Below are 17,031 nucleotides of genomic sequence, written 5' to 3' on the forward strand. Positions count from 1 at the left end.
ACGATTCCGTGACGGCAGTACGACTCCGGTCACAGATGACGCATCCGTAACGGCGGTGCGGCTCAGGTCACGGCGGGCGTAACGCCGCGCCCCTAAGATCTGCGCATGACAGCGGACATGGTGGATACGACGGAAGGCGAGACGACGACCGGCACCCGCGCGGCGGCCGGTGGCGCGCGGCGGGCGCGCTGGGCGCCGGGCGACCACATTCTGTGGCGCTACCGGGACAATGCCGAGCCCGATCGCATCCATATCTGCCGGCCCATGACCGTTGTGCAGGACACCGACGAGCTGCTCGCGGTGTGGATGGCTCCGGGCACCGCCTGTGTCCGGCCGGTGCTCGCCGACGGAACGCCCGTACACCGCGAGCCGCTGGCCACCCGCTACACGAAGCCGCGGCGTACGGCCCGCGACCACTGGTTCGGCACGGGGGTGCTGAAGCTGGCCAGGCCCGGCGATCCGTGGTCGGTGTGGCTGTTCTGGGAGCGGGGCTGGCAGTTCAAGAACTGGTACGTCAATTTGGAGGAGCCGCGACGCCGTTGGGCGGGCGGTATCGACTCGCAGGACCATTTTCTTGACATCTGCGTCTACCCGGACCGGCACTGGGAGTGGCGGGACGAGGACGAGTTCGCGCAGGCGCGGCGGGACGGGCTGATGACGGCGGAGCAGGCCGCCGAGGTGCGGTCGGCGGGCCGGGCCGCGGTCGCGCACATCGGGGCGTGGGGCAGGCCGTTCGCGGACGGCTGGGAGAACTGGCGGCCCGATCCGGGATGGCCGGTGCCCCGGCTTCCGGAGGACTGGGACCGCGCACCGGGGCATTTGCGGTCGTGAGCGAGTGAAGTAAAGCCAAGCGGAGGGAGTGAAGGGGGCGAACGTGGAAAGGTGCGTCTATGAGCAAGGGCCACTCGCGTTTGGGCAAGAGGGATTCGCGTGGCCTGGCGGAGTACCTTCCACAAGTCACCCCCGAGCCCCCTTGCTGTGCACCCGGGCTTCAAACGTAGGATCGTCCTCCGCAAGACTGCACAGGCGCAACTCCAGAACTGGAAACCGAACTTGACCGCGGTCGCAGGAGGGGCAAGGTCGTGAGCGCTGCCAGCTACGACAGTTATGAGGGCCTGAACCGGTTAGCACTTGACCGGGCCGGCCAGGCCGAGGCGTTCGACGCGATCGGCGACCGCTACGACGATGCTTTCCCGCACAAGGAAGGCCAGCTCGCGGCGGGTTCTTGGCTTGCCGAAACACTGCCGGCGGCTTCGCGCGTCCTGGACATCGGGTGCGGTACGGGAGTACCGACCGCCCGTCAGCTGTCCGATGCCGGGCATCGTGTGGTGGGGGTGGATTTCTCCCCCGCGATGATCAAACTGGCCCGGGACAACGTCCCGGCCGCGGAATTCCACCGGCTGGACATCGCCGATCTGCGGAACGGACGGCTCGGCGGTTCCGGTTCCTTCGACGGAATTGCCGCTTTTTTCTCGCTGCTGATGCTGCCACGTGCGGAAATCCCTTACGCACTGGGCATGCTGCATGATCTGCTACGACCTGACGGGCTGCTAGCTCTGTCGATGGTCGAGGCGGATGTTGACGACTTCACCATTCCGTTCCTGGGCAACTCGATCCGGGTATCGGGTTACCTGCGGGACGACCTGCGCCGGATCGTGCACGACGCGGGTTTCGACGTCACCGGGGAGGACTCGTTCGCGTATGCCCCGGCGAGTACGGACGTACCACCCGAGATCCAGCTCTTTCTGCACCTGCGACGCGCCTGAGACGCAGCGTCAGGCGCGTCCGCACCGGCGACGCGCTTGAAACGCGGCGCGTCGGGCGCGCAGCCCCGGACGGATGGAATCCCACGCGTGACGGAGCACCCCACCTCCCAGGAATCGCGGCAGTCGGCCCCGACCGCCGCGCCCTCGGCGTCCCCTTTGCGGGGGCCGGCCGGGGCGGCGCCGCTGGGCGCGGTCCCCGACCCGCGCAGCGCCCTGCACCAGCCCGCGGCGCCCGGCTTCGCGCCGGTGCCCGGCACCGGCTTCGCCGTGCGCGGCGGTGACGACATCGGCATCGGCGGCACCGTCGGCGATGGTGTGTACCGCGGTGCGGGGGCGTGTGGCGGGCCGGCTGACGGCGCATACGGCGAGGCGTACGACGGCTCGGAGGGCGGCCTGTACGGCGCCCCGGAAGGCGCCGGTTCACCCGGGTTCGCCGGGCCTGCCGTCGCGGCCTCCGTGGGGCCGGCCGGCCGGGGCGATGACGAGCCGGTGGCGGACCACGGCGCGGCGGGGCGAGCTGAGACGGCCCAGGAGGCCGCGAGCCGGGGAAGGGAGCACGGCGCGGCCGCGGCGGTCTCCCGGGCCGTCCAGGCGACGGCCGGCGGGCCGCACGGCGGCGAGGTCGCCGGGCGCCCGGAGCCCGATCAGCACACCGGCCGGTACGCCGCACGGGCGGCGGTCGGCAGCGCGGAGACGCCCGAGCCGGGCGAGGGTCAGCGCCCTGGCGAAAACGCGCGCCCCGGCGAAGGCCTCGGCCGACCGCGCGAGGGTGGGCAGCCGGCTTCCGCCGGCGGCCGCGGCGGCGACGCGGGCAGGTCCACGGGGGCGCCGGTGCCCCCGCAGGCGCCCCCGCCGGAACCCACCGCACCCGCTCGTTCCGCGCATCCCCCGCAGCCCGGTGACGGCGAGGTGGCGGCCCGGCAGGCGAGCGGCGACCGGCTGCGGTTCATCGGCGCGGCGACCCGGCGGATCGCCCGCGGCATAGACCTCGACGAGATCGTGCTCGGCCTGTGCCGGGCGACGGTGCCGACCTTCGCCGACGCGATCCTCGTCTATCTGCGCGATCCGCTGCCGGTCGGCGACGAGCGCCCGACCGGTCCGGTGGTGCTGCGGCTGCGCCGTACCGACCGGATCCCGGAGGAGCCGGACACCAACGGCACCCGGCTGCCGGTGCTGCCCGCGCAGCCGGACCTCGGGCCCGCGATGGGCGGCAGCGCGGCCGAGCTGGCCGAGGTGCGGCCCGGCGGCCCGCTGGCGGAGGTGCTCCGGGGTGTGCGGCCGTTGTTCGGCGAGGCGCAGGCGGCGCGTACCGCGCTGCCCGAGCTGCTGGGGCCGGACACCCGGCTGCCCAGCGGCCACCGGGTGGTCCTGGCGCCGCTGCGCGGCCGGCGGCGGGTGATCGGCGCGGCGGTGTTCCTGCGCCGCCCGGACCGTCCGGCGTTCGAGCCGGACGATCTGCTGGTGGCGGCCCAGCTGGCGACGCACACCGCGCTGGGTGTGGACAAGGCGGTGCTCTACGGCCGCGAGGCGTACATCGCCGATGCGCTGCAGCGCACGATGCTGCCGGACTCGCTGCCGCAGCCGACCGGTGTTCGGCTGGCCAGCCGTTATCTGCCGGCCGCCGAGACGGCCCGGGTGGGCGGCGACTGGTACGACGCGATCCCGCTGCCGGGCAGCCGGGTGGCGCTGGTGGTCGGCGATGTCATGGGGCACTCGATGACGTCCGCCGCGATCATGGGGCAGTTGCGGACGACGGCGCAGACGCTGGCGGGGCTGGATCTGCCGCCGCAGGAGGTGCTGCACCATCTCGACGAGCAGGCGCAGCGGCTGGGCTCGGACCGGATGGCGACCTGCCTGTACGCGGTGTACGACCCGGTGGCGCACCGGATCATCATCGCGAACGCGGGGCATCCGCCGCCCGTGATGCTGCACCGCGGCGGCCGGGCGGAGGTGCTGCGGGTGCCGCCGGGCGCGCCGATCGGCGTCGGCGGGGTGGACTTCGAGGCGGTGGAGCTGGACGCCCCGGCGGGCGCCACGCTGGTGCTCTACACCGATGGGCTGGTGGAGTCGCGGATCCGGGACGTGTGGACCGGGATCGAGCAGCTGCGGGAGCGGCTGACGGAGACGGCCCGGCTGACGGGTCCCAATCCGCCCCCGCTGGAGCCGCTGTGCGACGAGGTGCTGGACATGCTGGGTCCCGGCGACCGCGATGACGACATCGCGCTGCTGGCGGCCCGGTTCGACGGGATCGCGCCGAGCGATGTCGCGTACTGGTATCTGGACCCGAAGGCGCAGACGGCGGGGCAGGCGCGCCGGCTGGCCCGCCGAGCGCTGGCGCGCTGGGGTCTGGACGAGCTGACCGACCAGGTGGAGCTGCTGGTCAGCGAGGTGGTGACCAATGCGGTGCGGTATGCGGAGCGGCCGGTGACGCTGCGGTTGCTGCGGACGGACGTCCTGCGCTGCGAGGTCGGGGACGATGTTCCGCAGCTGCCGCGGCTGCGTCAGGCCCGGCCGTCCGACGAGGGCGGGCGGGGTCTCTACCTGGTCAACCGGATGGCGCGGCGCTGGGGTGCGACCCGGCTGAGCATGGGAAAGGTCGTCTGGTTCGAGCTGTCGATGCCGGCGGGAGCGGCCCGCGGCTGATCCCCGCGCGACCTCCGTCCCACATATTGGACCCCGTCTGAGACCGGACGGGGTCCAACTCTTGCCCACATGCCATCGGAGGAGTTGACTACGTGAGTGGACAAATAGGATAAACCGCCCCTATGGCCCCGCTTCAGTCGTCAACCGGGAGGCATCCCTCCAATGACCAGCACCTCGCAGAATGTCCCGCGCACCACGAACAACGCCGGCATTCCGGTGGAGAGCGACGAGCACTCGCTGACGGTGGGCCCGGACGGCCCCATCCTGCTCCATGATCACTACCTCATCGAGAAGATGGCCCAGTTCAACCGCGAACGGGTCCCCGAGCGGGTGGTGCACGCCAAGGGCAGCGGCGCGTACGGATTCTTCCAAGTCACCAATGACGTCAGCCAGTTCACCAAGGCGGATCTCTTCCAACCGGGCAAGACCACCGACATGCTGGCCCGCTTCTCGACCGTCGCGGGCGAGCAGGGCTCCCCCGACACCTGGCGCGACCCGCGTGGCTTCGCCCTGAAGTTCTACACCGAGCACGGCAACTACGACCTGGTGGGCAACAACACCCCGATCTTCTTCGTCCGTGACACGATCAAGTTCCAGGACTTCATCCGCTCGCAGAAGCGGCAGCCGGACAGCGGGCTGCGCGACAACGACATGCAGTGGGACTTCTGGACGCTGTCGCCGGAGTCGGCGCACATGGTCACCTGGCTGATGGGCGACCGCGGCATCCCCAAGACCTACCGGAACATGAACGGCTACGGCTCGCACACCTACATGTGGATCAACGCCGGCGGCGAGAAGTTCTGGATCAAGTACCACTTCAAGACCGACCAGGGCATCGACTTCCTCACCCAGGAGGACGCGGACCGGCTGGCCGGCGAGGACGCCGACTGCCACCGCCGCGATCTGCATGACGCCATCGAGGGCGGCAACGCCCCCTCGTGGACGCTGTATGTGCAGGTCATGCCGTTCGGGGACGCCCCGGACTACCGCTTCAACCCGTTCGACCTGACCAAGGTGTGGCCGCACGGCGACTACCCGCTGATCGAGGTCGGGCGGATGACGCTCAACAAGAACCCGGATGATTTCTTCGTCCACATCGAGCAGGCGGCCTTCGAGCCGTCCAACATGGTGCCGGGCGTCGGCCCGTCACCGGACAAGATGCTGCTGGGCCGGATGTTCTCCTACCCGGACACCCACCGGTACCGCATCGGCCCGAACTACGCGCAGTTGCCGCCCAACCGGTCGCATGTCCCCGTCCACGCGTACGCCAAGGACGGCCCGATGCGCTTCGACCCGGCCCGGGTGGGGCGGGTGTACGCCCCGAACTCGTACGGCGGCCCGTCCGCGGACACCGCGCAGTTCGGTGAGCCGGCGGGCTGGGAGACCAGCGGCGAGATGGTGCGTACGGCGTACACGCTGCGCCGCGACGACGATGACTGGGGGCAGCCGGGCACGATGGTGCGCGAGGTCCTCGACGACGCGGCCCGCGACCGGCTGGTCGGCAATGTCTCCGGCCATCTGCTGAACGGCGTGAGCCGTCGGGTACTGGACCGCGCGCTGCAGTACTGGCGCAACATCGACAAGAACGTGGGCGACCGGATCGCCAAGAAGATCAACGGCGGCTGACCCTCCCCATGTCTTGAGGGCATGAAGCAGCCCCCGACCGCACCGCGGCCCCCGCCTTGAGGCAGGGGCCGCGGTGCTGATGGGGGCTGCTGAACGGGCGTTACTCGAAGCCGTACAGGGTGCTGTCGCCCTTTTTGTTGGGGCGGCCGCCGGTGCCCCCGGTATCGCCGTCGGTGCCGTCCGTCGTGCCGCCGTCCGGCGGGAAGGGGCCGCCGGTCGGGGTCGAGGTGGGCGGGCCGGTCGGCGTACCGGTCCCGGATTCCGTCGGGGTCTGCGACGGCGTATCGCTGGGGGTCTGCGACGGCGTACCGCTCGGCGTCGGCGTCGGCGTCGGGGTGGCGCTGGGGGTGCGGGTCGGCGTCGGGGCGACGGTCGGGGGCACCCCGGCACCGAGGTCGGTTTCGAGGTCGAAGTCGGCCCCGGTGTTGCCGCCGAGCGCGGCCGAGGTGTAGTCGGCCCACACCCTCGCCGGATAGCCGCCGCCGTTGACGCGGCCGCCGCCACCGGTGCCCTTCAGGGTGACCTGGGCGCCGCCCTTGGGGGACTCGCCGAACATGCCGACCGCGGTGACCAGCTTGGGCGTGTAGCCCACGAACCACGCCGACTTGTTGTCGTCGGAGGTGCCGGTCTTGCCCGCCGCCTTGTAGTCGGTGTTCTTCACCGCGTCCGAAGCCGTGCCGTCGTTGACCACGCCCGTGAGGACGGAGGTGAGGGTGTCGGCGGTCTCACGGCTGAGGACCTGGTCGCCGATGGGGTCCTTCATCGGGAGTTCCGTCTCGGCGCCGTTGGCGTTGTGCACGGCCTTGGTGACGAGGGTCGGGGTGACCTTCTTGCCGTGGTTGTCGAGCGTGGCGTACGCCCCGGCCATCTGGAGCGGGCTGGCGCCCATGGTGCCCAGTGTCATGGCGGGCTTGACGTCCATCTTGGCGCCGTCCATGCCCAGTTCGACCGCGGTCTTCTTGACCTCGTCCAGGCCGACGTCCTGGCCCATCTGCGCGAAGACCGCGTTGACGGAGTTGTTCGTCGCCGTCTGGACGCTGATCTTCCCGTACTCGTGCTCGTCCTCGTTGGGCGGCGCGAAGGGGATGGTGCCGCCGACGACCGGGCGGCGGTTACGGCCGTCGTAGATCGTGTCCGGGGTGATCGGCAGTCTGCCCTGGGTCTTCGCTCGGTTCTCCAGCGCCGATGCGAGGATCAGCGGCTTGAAGGTGGAGGCGGGCTGGTAGTCGGTGCGCGTCGAGTTGTTGGTGTAGTGCTTCGGGTAGCCCGCGCCGCCGTACATCGCGACGATATGGCCGGTCTTGGGGTCCACGGAGGTGGCGCCGAGCTGCGCATCGCCGTCGACCGGTCGCCTCTTCGCATTGAGGTCGTCGGTCAGCTTGCGCTTGACGGCCTTCTCCAGCGCGTTCTGCTTGCCCTTGTTGATGCCGAGGGTGACCGTCCAGCCGCCGGCTTCGAAGTTCTTCTCGTCGACGCCCTGGGCGAAGAGTTCCTTCTTCGCCTGGTCGATGATGTAGCTGGCCTGGCCGGTCACGCCGGGCAGGCCCTTGGGGGCCTTGGGTATCTGGAACGTCTGCTTGGCCCGATCCTCCGGGGAGAGCTCGTGCATCTCGACCATGTTGTCGAGGGTGTACGCCCAGCGCTCCTTGACCCGCTTCTGGCCGGCTGCGGTCGCGGAGGTCCAGTCGTACTGGCTCGGCGCCTGGAGCAGCGAGGCGAGGTAGGCGCCCTGCGAGACGGTGAGCTTCTCGACGTCCACGCCGTAATAGGCCTGGGCGGCGGCCTGGATGCCGTACGCGCCGCGGCCGTAGTAGCTGGTGTTGATGTAGCCGGCGAGGATCTCTCGCTTGCTGAACTTGTTGTCCACCTTGAGGGAGATGACGATCTCCTGGAGCTTGCGGGAGACCGTCTGCTCCTGGCTCAGGTAGTAGTTCTTGACGTACTGCTGGGTGATCGTCGAGCCGCCCTGCTTGCCCTCGCCCATGAGGGTCTTGAGGATGCCGCGGGCTGTGCCCTTCAGATCGACGCCGGAGTCCTGGAAGAAGGTCTTGTTCTCGGCGGCGACGAAGGTGTACTGGACGGCCTTCGGTATCCGGCTGAGCGGGACGTTCTCGCGGTTGACGCCGCCCCGGGCCAGGATCTTGCCGTCGGCGTACTTGAAGACGTTGCCCTGCGCGGTCGCGTTCTCGTTGCCGTCCTCGGGGACGTCCACATACAGGTACAGCCCGATGAAGCCGGCGATGCCCAGCAGGCATACGCCGAGGAAGGTCCCGAGGATCTTCTTCCAGGTGAAGAGGCGGCGTATGCCGCTCTTCCGCTGTTTCGGTTTGGCCCGGCGGGCGCTCCCCTGTCGCGCCCGTCTCGCGTCCGCTCGGCCCATCTCTCCAGCAACTCCAGTCGTTCCGCCCCCAGAAAACTCAGCCATCGAAGCTAACACCGCATCTGTCAGCAAATGCTCATCGATCTCGGCTTTTCCCGACGTGACAAACAGCACCCGGCATGCGGGGAACGGGGGCCCGGCGTTGCCCATCGGCCCGCGTTCCCGCTGGACGGCCGGGGTGCGGCCGGTTAAAGTGATAGCAGTTTGCTAGAACGATGCCATCACACACAGCGGTGCACATCACAGCGATGGGACACCGCTCGGTGCGGTGGACATCACGCACCGCACCAGGAGAAACGGGGACCCCTATGTCCGACCAGATGCCGGCCGACCTCGCCACCGACCCCGGCGGTGAGCTCGCCGTCGACGCTCCCGACATGCCCGAGCCCGAGGTCCGCGAGACGCCGGCACACAGCATCCCGGGCGGCGTCGCCCTGCTGTTGACCGTGCTCGGGGTCTTCCTCGGCATCGCGGTCATGATCGCCGGTGGGGTGCTCGGCTCAGACGGGAACAACGCGGCCGGCGTACCGATGTTCATCGTCGGCATCCTGCTGCTGATCGGCTCGATCTTCTGCATGACCGGCGTGAAGATGGTCGCCCCCGGCGAGGCCCGGGTCATCCAGCTCTTCGGCCGGTACGTCGGCACCATCCGTACCGACGGTCTGCGCTGGGTCAACCCGCTCACCAGCGCCCAGAAGATCTCCACCCGGGTGCGCAACCACGAGACCGCGGTACTGAAGGTCAACGACGCCTACGGCAACCCGATCGAGCTGGCCTCGATCGTCGTCTGGAAGGTCGACGACACCGCGCAGGCGCTCTTCGAGGTCGACGACTTCCTGGAGTTCGTCGCCACCCAGACCGAGGCGGCCGTCCGGCACATTGCGATCGAGTACCCCTATGACGCGCACGACGAGGACGGTCTGTCGCTGCGCGGCAACGCCGAGGAGATCACCGAGAAGCTCGCCGTCGAACTGACCGCCCGGGTCCAGGCCGCCGGCGTACGGATCATCGAGTCCCGCTTCAGCCACCTCGCCTACGCACCCGAGATCGCCTCCGCGATGCTCCAGCGGCAGCAGGCCGGCGCGGTCGTCGCGGCCCGCCAGCAGATCGTCGAGGGCGCGGTCGGCATGGTCGAGCAGGCGCTGGCGCGGATCAACGAGCAGGGCATCGTCGAGCTGGACGAGGAGCGCAAGGCCGCCATGGTCAGCAACCTGATGGTGGTGCTGTGCGGCGACCGGGCGGCCCAGCCCGTCCTGAACACCGGGTCCCTCTACCAGTGAGCCCCGAGACCCCCGGCGCCGAGGGCGAGCAGCCCCCCGCGCGACGGCCGCAGCAGCGCAAGCAGGTGCTGCTGCGGCTGGACCCGCTGATCCACGACGCTCTCTCGCGCTGGGCCAACGACGAACTGCGCAGCGCCAACGCGCAGATCGAGTTCCTGCTTCGCAAGGCGCTGTCGGATGCGGGGCGGCTGCCCCGGGGCGCGGGGGCGATCCCACGGCGGGGGCGGCCACCGAAGGAGCCTCCGGCGCCGGAGCCGTCGGACGGCGGCTGACCGCAGGCCCGGCCATGACCCACCGGGCAGGCCCTGTGCCCGCCCGGTGGTCCCGCCCTCCCGGCCGGATCATTTAGCTATACACCACGCGTATACACCTCATGTAGAGTGCTCGGCATGCCCCTCGCACGTACAGGGCGACGCCCCCTGCCCGCACTCCCGGAGGCCCGCGCATGACCCCGGCCGGTTCCCTGCTCGAAGCCAGCGCGCTGCGCAAGGCGTACGGCTCCACGCCCGCCCTCGACGGCGCGGACTTCTCCATCCATCCCGGTGAGGTCGTCGCCGTCATGGGCCCCTCCGGGTCCGGCAAATCGACGCTGCTGCACTGCCTCGCCGGGATCATCCGGCCGGACTCCGGCAGCGTCCGCTACGGCAACCGCGATCTCACCGAGCTGAGCGACGCCGGGCGCAGTGCGCTGCGCCGTGCGGACTTCGGCTTCGTCTTCCAGTTCGGGCAGCTGGTGCCCGAACTGACCTGCGTCGAGAACGTCGCGATGCCGCTGCGGCTGAACGGCGTCAAGCGCAAGGAGGCCGAGGTCCGCTCCCTGGAGTGGCTGGAGCGGCTGGAGGTGGGCGAGGTCGCGGCCAAGCGCCCCGGCGAGGTCTCCGGCGGACAGGGGCAGCGCGTGGCGGTCGCCCGTGCGCTGGCCGCCCGGCCGCGCGTCATCTTCGCCGACGAGCCGACCGGCGCCCTGGACTCCCTCAACGGCGAGCGGGTGATGACCCTGCTGACCGACGCAGCCCGGGACACCAACGCCGCCGTCGTCCTGGTCACCCATGAATCCCGGGTCGCCGCCTACTCCGACCGCGAGGTCATGGTCCGGGACGGCGTGGCACAGGAAATGGCGGGCACGGTATGAGCGTCGCCGATGACCGGACGGGCCGGCGCGGCCCGGACCGCGCATCCGCACCGGACATCACATCGCCTTCCCGCATGGGCAGTTGGGCCCGCGACCTCACGATGGGCATGCGGTTCGCGGCCGGCGGCGGACGCGAGGGCTGGATCCGTACGATCCTGACGGGCGTCGGCGTCGGGCTGGGCGTCGTACTGCTGCTCGGAGCCGCGTCCATCCCGCACATCTTGGAGAGCCGGCAGCAGCGCGGCGACGACCGCGCCGTCGTCGCCGACGAGAAGCCGGTCGAACCGTCCGGCAAGACCCTGCTCTATGCGGGCGCCGGCACCTCCTTCCGCGGCGACGTCGTCAACGGCACGCTGCTCCGTCCCGACGGACCGGACGCGCCCGCCCCGCCCGGTGTGGCCGCACTGCCGGGGGCGGGCGAGATGGTGGTCTCCCCCGCCCTCAAGGACCTGCTGGCGTCGGCGGACGGAAAGCTGCTGCGTGAGCGGCTGCCGTACCGGATCGTCGGCACCATCGCCGAGCCCGGCCTGGTCGGCCCCGGCGAGCTCACCTATTACGCGAACAGCGCCACTCTCTCCGCAGGGAACGGCCGCCACATCGCCGAATTCGGCGCTCCGCACGAGTCCCGGCCGCTGGACCCGCTGCTCGTGACGCTGATCATCGTGGCGTGTGTGGTGCTGCTGATGCCGGTGGCCATCTTCATCGCCACCGCCGTCCGGTTCGGCAGTGAGCGCCGCGACCGGCGGCTGGCCGCGCTCCGCCTGGTCGGCGCCGACATCCCGACGACCCGCCGGATGGCGGCCGGAGAGGCCCTGTTCGGCTCGCTCTTCGGGTTGCTGCTGGGCGCCGTGCTGTTCCTGGGCGCGCGGCAGCTGATCGGCTCGGTCACCATCTGGGACATCAACGCCTTCCCCTCCGACGTGACCCCGGTCCCGGCGCTGGCGGCGCTGGTCCTCCTGGCCGTCCCGCTCTCGGCCGTCCTCGTCACCCTCTTCGCGCTGCGCGGCGTCACCATCGAACCGCTGGGGGTCGTACGCAGCGCCACGGACCGACGCCGACGGCTGTGGTGGCGGCTGCCGCTGCCCGTCGCGGGCCTGGCGACGCTGTTCTTCAACGGCCGTGTCGACGCCGGCGACGCCGTGGTCAACCCGTATGTGATCGCGGGCGGCGCGGTGCTGGTCCTCCTCGGCATCACCCTGCTGCTGCCGTGGCTGGTCGAGGCGGTCGTGGCACGCTTCCGGGGCGGGCCGGTGCCCTGGCAACTGGCCACCCGCCGCCTCCAGTCGAGCAGCGGCGCGGCCGCCCGCGCGGTCAGCGGCATCACCGTCGCGGTCGCCGGGGCCATCGCGCTCCAGCTGTTCTTCTCCGCGATCCAGACCGACTTCATGACGACCACGGGCCAGGACTCCGGCCGGGCGCAGATGGATATCGCACTGCCCTCGAAGGACATCGGGACGACCCGGAAGATGATCGGGGAGTTCCGCGCGACGGAGGGCGTACGCGGCATCATCGCGGCCGTCCACAGCAGCGCCTCCCGGCCCGGACCGCAGCGCAAGGGCGAGGACTTCGTCCCGAGCACCGAGGTCACCGTCGGCGACTGCCCCTCCCTGAGCGAGCTGGCGCACACCGGCTCCTGCAAGGACGGCGATGTCTTCATCGTCAAGGACAGCAACGGCATGGTCGAGGACAGCTACCTCTTCGAGACCGCCCGGCCCGGTGCCCGGGTGCTCCTCAACCGGGACGTGGTGACCGGCAGGCCGCAGGGTGAGCCGCGGCTGTGGACCATCCCGAAGCCGGCCCGTACGGTCGCCTCCCGCAAGGACCCGTCGGGCCGGATGGCCTTCGGCATCTTCGCCACTCCCGGCGCCCTGGACACCGCGACCCTGGACGATCCCCAGGCACAGGCCATGATCAAGATCGATCCGAAGCTGCCGGACGCCCAGGAGTACGTCCGTAACACCGCGGCCCGCATCGATCCGCAGATGCGTGTCTTCACGCTGCAGAACATCGAGCGCGACAAGCAGTTCACCAGCGTGCGCACCGGCCTGCTGGTCGCCTCCACGGCAACCCTGGCGCTGATCGCCGCCAGCATGCTCGTCTCCATGCTGGAGCAGCTGCGCGAGCGGCGGCGGCTGCTGTCGGTCCTGGTGGCGTTCGGGACCCGGCGCGGCACGCTCGGCTGGTCCGTGCTGTGGCAGACCGCCGTCCCGGTGGCGCTGGGGCTGGCCCTCGCCGTCGCGGGCGGCCTGGGGCTCGGCCTCGCGCTGCTGAACATGGCCGGCAAGAGCAGCCTCGACTGGTCGGTGGTCTGGCCGCTGCCCGCGACCGGCGCGGCGCTGGTGCTGCTCGTCACGCTCCTCAGCCTGCCGCCGCTGTGGCGGATGATGCGGCCGGACGGACTGCGTACGGAGTGATCACCGCGGAGCGGTCATCGCGCCTCCCGGGGCCCGCACCACCGGGCGCCGGGGGGCGCCTCCTTGCGCGCTATACAGCATGCGTATACACCAGCGATACACCCACGACGTAAGGTGGTCGGCATGTCAATCGGTCATACGCTGCTGGGCCTCCTGGAGTCCGGCCCCCGCCATGGCTACGACCTCAAGCGGGCCTTCGACGAACACTTCGGCCACGACCGCCCGCTGCACTACGGGCAGGTCTACTCCACCATGTCCCGGCTGCTGAAGAACGGCCTGGTCGAGGTGGACGCCGTGGAGGCCGGCGCGGGCCCGGAACGCAAGCGGTACGCGATCACCGACGCCGGTATCACCGATGTCGCCCAGTGGCTCGCCCGGCCCGAGAAGCCCGAGCCCTACCTCCAGTCGACGCTCTACACCAAGGTCGTCCTCGCGCTGCTGACCGACCGCAACGCCGCCGAGCTGCTGGACACCCAGCGCACCGAGCATCTGCGGCTGATGCGCGGCCTGACCGAGCGCAAGCGCGGCGGCGACCTCGCCGACCAGCTGATCTGCGACCATGCGCTGTTCCACCTCGAAGCCGATCTGCGCTGGCTGGAGCTGACCGCCGCACGGCTGGACCGGCTGGCAGAAACGGTCCGCGCATGACGCCGGAGGGATCCCTGCTGTCGGCCGAGGGGCTGCACAAGACGTACGGGGTGACGCCGGCGCTGGACGGCGCGGACTTCTCCATCCACCCCGGTGAGGTCGTCGCCGTCATGGGCCCCTCCGGCTCCGGCAAGTCCACACTGCTGCACTGCCTCGCCGGGATCATCCGGCCGGACACCGGCAGCGTCCGCTACGGCCCGCACCGCCTCACCGAGCTGAACGACGCCCAGCGCAGCGCCCTGCGCCGTACCGACTTCGGCTTCGTCTTCCAGTTCGGCCAGCTCGTCCCGGAGCTGACGTGCCTGGAGAACGTCGCGCTGCCGCTGCGGCTGAACGGCACCAAGCGCAAGGAGGCCGAGCGGCAGGCCCGCGAGTGGATGGAGCGGCTGGAGGTCGACACCGTCGGCGGGCAGCGGCCCGGCGAGATCTCCGGCGGCCAGGGCCAGCGGATCGCGGTCGCCCGCGCCCTGGCCACCCGGCCGCGGGTGGTCTTCGCGGACGAGCCGACCGGCGCCCTGGACTCCCTCAACGGCGAGCGGGTGCTGACCCTGCTGACCGACGCGGCCCGGGACACCAACGCCGCCGTCGTCCTGGTCACCCATGAATCCCGGGTCGCCGCCTACTCCGACCGCGAGATCGTCGTCCGCGACGGCAAAGTGAAGGACATGCTGGCGGGCTTGAAATGAGCCGGTTCCGCTCGCCCGCCGGCGGCGGCGGGCGCGGCGGCACGGGCGGCGTCACGGACGGCTCCACCGCGCCCGCGCCCCACGACCCGCCCGCCGTCCCGCGCACCGGACCGGCCACCTGGGCACGCGACCTCACCATGGGCATGCGGTTCGCGGCCGGCGGCGGCCGCGAGGGCTGGATCCGTACCGCCCTGACGGCGGCGGGCGTCACCCTGGGCGTGGCGGTCCTGCTCCTCGGGGCGTCCGTACCGTCCCTGATGGACTCCTGGCACGGCCGGGAGAAGGCGCGCGAGAACCTCGGCCAGCAGCACGACCCGAAGCCCGCCGACGACACCCTGCTCTACACGTCGGTGGACACCGTCTACCGCGGTGCGCAGATCCGCGGCCGCCTGGTGCGCCCGGACGGCGCGCATCCGCCCATACCGCCCGGTATCCGCCGGCTCCCCGGCCCCGGCCGGATGCTGGTCTCGCCCGCCCTCAAGGAGCTGCTGGACTCCCCCGACGGCGCGCTGCTGCGCGACCGGCTGGACTACCCGGTGGCCGGCGTCATCGGCGACGACGGACTGCTCGGCCCGCAGGAACTCACCTACTTCGCACAGAGCGCCACCCTGCGCGCACCCAACGGCTACCGCATCGACCACTTCGGCAAGAGCTGGGATCCGCAGCCCATGCGGGCGCCCGCCGTGCTCCTCGTGATCATGACGTGTGTGGCGCTGATGATGCCGGTGATGGTCTTCATCGGCACGTCCGTACGCTTCGGCAACGAGCGCCGCGAGCGCCGTCTCGCCGCGCTGCGGCTGGTGGGCTCCGACATCCGGACGACGCGGCGGATCGCCGCCGGCGAGGCGCTGTTCGGCTCGCTGCTGGGGCTGGCCGGGGGCGCCGCGCTGTTCCTGGGCGGGCGGCAGTTCGCGTCGGTGATCACCCTGTGGGATGTGAACGTCTTCCCGTCAGACGTGGCCCCGGGGCCGCTCGCCGCGGCGCTGGTCGCCGTCCTCGTCCCGACGGCGGCGGTGCTGGTCACGCTGTTCGCACAGCGCGGTGTGACGATCGAGCCGCTGGGCATCGTCCGCAACCGGCCGGCCGTCCGCCGTCGCCTGTGGTGGCGCGTGGCGCTGCCCGCCGTGGGGGCCCTGCTGCTGCTTCCGCTGGCCTGGGAGCAGCCGTGGACCGACACCGCGCCGAACACCATCCGGCTCGCGGCCGGCTCGATGCTGCTGCTCTTCGGCGTCACGGCGCTGCTGCCCTGGCTGGTCGACGCGGTGGTACGGCGGCTGCACGGCGGCCCGGTGCCCTGGCAACTGGCCATCCGCCGCCTCCAGTTGAGCAGCGGCTCGGCCACCCGCGCGGTCAGCGGCATCACCGTCGCGGTGGCCGGCGCCATCGCGATCCATATGCTGCTGACCGGGATGCAGACCGGCTATGCGCAGGCGTACGCGGAGTCCGGCAAGCTCCCGCGGATCGGCCTGTGGGGCGGCGCCGACGGCTGGCCGCAGGCCCAGCGGGCGCTCACCGCGCTGCGCGCCACCCCCGGCGTGACGTCGGCCCGCGGCACGATCGACGCGAACGTCGGCCGGCTGCCGGCGCCGGGCCGCGCCCCTGCCGACGACACCCATGCGACGGTCGCCGTCGGCAGCTGCGCCGAGCTGCGCATACTGGCCCGGGTGCCGTCCTGCCGGGACGGCGATGTCTTCGTCACCGACGCCCGGGACGTCGACTCCCCCGTCAGGCCCGGCGCGACCATCGATCTCAACCCCCCGCTCGGCCCGGACGACCGGCTGACTCCCCGCCCGTGGAAGGTCCCCGAGACGGCCCGCGCCACCCGGCTGCTCTCCCCCGGCGTCGGCCCCGGCCGCTTCTCGTACGACCTCCTGGTCACACCGTCGGCGCTCGACATCACCCGCCTCAAGGACCCGGACATGGAGCTCCAGGTCGACTTCGACCGCGGTACTCCGGACGCGGTGGAGCACATCCGCAACACCGCGGCCCACATCAACCCGACGATGAACGAGTTCTCCGTCGTCGACAATCCGCATGACGAGCAGCTCGGCAGCGTCCGCGACGGCCTGTTCGCCGGCGCCGTCATCACCCTGCTGCTGATCGGCGCCGGCCTGATCATCTCCACCGTCGAGCAGCTCCACGAGCGCCGCCGGCTGCTGTCCACCCTCGACGCCTACGGCACCCGCCGCGCCACGCTCGGCTGGTCGGTCCTGTGGCAGACCACCGTCCCGGTCGTCCTCGGCCTGGGCCTCGCGCTGGGCTGCGGGCTCGGGCTGGGATCGCTGCTGCTGACCATGATCGACACCGCGGTTACGGTGGACTGGCCGGTGGTGGCGGGAATGACCGGCATCGGCGCCGGAGTGATCCTTTTCGTCACGGCGCTGAGCCTGCCCCCGCTGTGGCGCATGATGCGGCCCGACGGCCTGCGGACGGAGTGACGGGGGCGAAATGACGGG

12 protein-coding genes are annotated in these 17,031 nt (G+C 71.2%); 11 read left to right on the plus strand and 1 reads right to left on the minus strand.

Features of this window, described 5'->3' with window-relative positions; genetic code table 11:
- Window positions 1-105 precede the first annotated feature (105 nt).
- The 4 genes from AB0I10_RS11420 (at window position 106) to AB0I10_RS11435 (ending at window position 6,035) form a co-directional block, all read left to right on the plus strand.
- Complete coding sequence (locus tag AB0I10_RS11420; RefSeq protein WP_363152153.1) at window positions 106-831, plus strand: DUF402 domain-containing protein; 726 nt, start codon at window positions 106-108, stop codon at window positions 829-831.
- A gap of 251 nt (window positions 832-1,082) precedes the next feature.
- Window positions 1,083-1,766, plus strand: coding sequence for a class I SAM-dependent methyltransferase (locus AB0I10_RS11425; protein ID WP_363152154.1), 684 nt, complete (start codon window positions 1,083-1,085; stop codon window positions 1,764-1,766).
- Window positions 1,767-2,159: 393 nt separating this feature from the next.
- On the plus strand, window positions 2,160-4,409 hold the full coding sequence (locus AB0I10_RS11430; protein ID WP_363152265.1) for a SpoIIE family protein phosphatase: 2,250 nt from the start codon (window positions 2,160-2,162) through the stop codon (window positions 4,407-4,409).
- Between the two features lie 162 nt (window positions 4,410-4,571).
- Window positions 4,572-6,035, plus strand: coding sequence for a catalase (locus AB0I10_RS11435; protein WP_363152155.1), 1,464 nt, complete (start codon window positions 4,572-4,574; stop codon window positions 6,033-6,035).
- A gap of 100 nt (window positions 6,036-6,135) precedes the next feature.
- On the opposite strand, the gene AB0I10_RS11440 is transcribed toward AB0I10_RS11435, so the two are convergent.
- Window positions 6,136-8,415 (minus strand): transglycosylase domain-containing protein, encoded by a 2,280-nt coding sequence (locus AB0I10_RS11440; protein ID WP_363152156.1) that lies wholly within the window; start codon window positions 8,413-8,415, stop codon window positions 6,136-6,138.
- A 308-nt stretch (window positions 8,416-8,723) separates the two neighbouring features.
- Between AB0I10_RS11440 and AB0I10_RS11445 the strand changes: the two genes are divergently transcribed.
- The 7 genes from AB0I10_RS11445 to AB0I10_RS11475 all read left to right on the plus strand — a co-directional run bounded on the left by AB0I10_RS11445 (window position 8,724) and on the right by AB0I10_RS11475 (window position 17,013).
- A complete protein-coding gene (locus AB0I10_RS11445; protein ID WP_363152157.1) occupies window positions 8,724-9,695 on the plus strand; it encodes an SPFH domain-containing protein in 972 nt (323 codons plus the stop codon).
- Window positions 9,692-9,967 carry a hypothetical protein gene (locus tag AB0I10_RS11450; protein ID WP_363152158.1) on the plus strand — a complete coding sequence of 92 codons (276 nt, stop codon included), beginning with the start codon at window positions 9,692-9,694 and terminating at the stop codon, window positions 9,965-9,967. Before AB0I10_RS11445 ends, AB0I10_RS11450 begins: the two co-directional genes overlap by 4 nt.
- 173 nt (window positions 9,968-10,140) lie before the next feature.
- Window positions 10,141-10,827 (plus strand): ABC transporter ATP-binding protein, encoded by a 687-nt coding sequence (locus AB0I10_RS11455; RefSeq protein ID WP_363152159.1) that lies wholly within the window; start codon window positions 10,141-10,143, stop codon window positions 10,825-10,827.
- On the plus strand, window positions 10,824-13,241 hold the full coding sequence (locus tag AB0I10_RS11460) for an FtsX-like permease family protein (protein ID WP_363152160.1): 2,418 nt from the start codon (window positions 10,824-10,826) through the stop codon (window positions 13,239-13,241). The genes AB0I10_RS11455 and AB0I10_RS11460 overlap by 4 nt, the downstream gene beginning before the upstream one ends.
- Window positions 13,242-13,364: 123 nt before the next feature.
- A complete protein-coding gene (locus AB0I10_RS11465) occupies window positions 13,365-13,889 on the plus strand; it encodes a PadR family transcriptional regulator (RefSeq protein WP_363152161.1) in 525 nt (174 codons plus the stop codon).
- The gene (locus tag AB0I10_RS11470; protein ID WP_363152162.1) at window positions 13,886-14,575 is read left to right on the plus strand and encodes an ABC transporter ATP-binding protein; all 690 of its coding nucleotides are present in this window, start codon (window positions 13,886-13,888) and stop codon (window positions 14,573-14,575) included. Before AB0I10_RS11465 ends, AB0I10_RS11470 begins: the two co-directional genes overlap by 4 nt.
- On the plus strand, window positions 14,572-17,013 hold the full coding sequence (locus tag AB0I10_RS11475) for an FtsX-like permease family protein (RefSeq protein WP_363152163.1): 2,442 nt from the start codon (window positions 14,572-14,574) through the stop codon (window positions 17,011-17,013). Before AB0I10_RS11470 ends, AB0I10_RS11475 begins: the two co-directional genes overlap by 4 nt.
- Window positions 17,014-17,031 lie beyond the last annotated feature (18 nt).

Origin of the sequence: Streptomyces sp. NPDC050636 (genome assembly GCF_040654775.1) — a bacterium.
Lineage (GTDB): Bacteria > Actinomycetota > Actinomycetes > Streptomycetales > Streptomycetaceae > Streptomyces.

Bases quoted from the DNA above. Each gene is read 5' to 3' on its own strand.
- AB0I10_RS11420 (WP_363152153.1), top strand. From the start codon at position 106: ATGACAGCGGACATGGTGGATACGACGGAAGGCGAGACGACGACCGGC.
- AB0I10_RS11435 (WP_363152155.1), top strand. From the start codon at position 4,572: ATGACCAGCACCTCGCAGAATGTCCCGCGCACCACGAACAACGCCGGC.
- AB0I10_RS11440 (WP_363152156.1), bottom strand. From the start codon at position 8,415: ATGGGCCGAGCGGACGCGAGACGGGCGCGACAGGGGAGCGCCCGCCGG.
- AB0I10_RS11445 (WP_363152157.1), top strand. From the start codon at position 8,724: ATGTCCGACCAGATGCCGGCCGACCTCGCCACCGACCCCGGCGGTGAG.
- AB0I10_RS11455 (WP_363152159.1), top strand. From the start codon at position 10,141: ATGACCCCGGCCGGTTCCCTGCTCGAAGCCAGCGCGCTGCGCAAGGCG.
- AB0I10_RS11460 (WP_363152160.1), top strand. From the start codon at position 10,824: ATGAGCGTCGCCGATGACCGGACGGGCCGGCGCGGCCCGGACCGCGCA.
- AB0I10_RS11465 (WP_363152161.1), top strand. From the start codon at position 13,365: ATGTCAATCGGTCATACGCTGCTGGGCCTCCTGGAGTCCGGCCCCCGC.
- AB0I10_RS11470 (WP_363152162.1), top strand. From the start codon at position 13,886: ATGACGCCGGAGGGATCCCTGCTGTCGGCCGAGGGGCTGCACAAGACG.
- AB0I10_RS11475 (WP_363152163.1), top strand. From the start codon at position 14,572: ATGAGCCGGTTCCGCTCGCCCGCCGGCGGCGGCGGGCGCGGCGGCACG.